The organism is Pseudoalteromonas sp. SR41-1 (genome assembly GCF_014164015.1).
GTDB lineage: Bacteria > Pseudomonadota > Gammaproteobacteria > Enterobacterales > Alteromonadaceae > Pseudoalteromonas > Pseudoalteromonas distincta.
Genome location: NZ_JACJEK010000058.1, coordinates 1 through 412, shown reverse-complemented (window position 1 = coordinate 412; position 412 = coordinate 1). Strand labels below are relative to the sequence as shown.

The following is a 412-nucleotide window of genomic DNA, read 5'->3' as shown; positions in this document are numbered from 1 at the left end:
GCCAAGGCATCCACCGTGTACGCTTAGTCACTTAACCATACAACCCAAACGGGTCTTTGTTTTGTGACAGTTTAACTTCGCCAGAAGTCAATATTGAATACTAAAGTAGATACCAATCAATCAACTCGTAAGAGTTAATCAAATGGCACTGAATGGTACTGCTACCATTCTTTTTTTACTTTTGAAAACTCTTGATAAATACAATGTATCTATCAGAATTTTATTATCAGCTTTTCCAAATTTTTAAAGAGCATATTAATTAGTTATCCCGAAGGACAAGCACTAATTAACAATCATCTGTGTGGACACTACGAACAAATAAGTTCTAAATCGTATAAGGAGGTGATCCAGCCCCAGGTTCCCCTAGGGCTACCTTGTTACGACTTCACCCCAGTCATGAATCACTCCGTGG

Annotated in this window: 1 rRNA gene; it reads right to left on the bottom strand. The window is 38.1% G+C overall.

Annotated features, from left to right (window positions below):
* Window positions 1-335: 335 nt before the first annotated feature.
* Window positions 336-412, bottom strand: a 16S ribosomal RNA gene (locus H5118_RS20430); the annotation flags it as partial.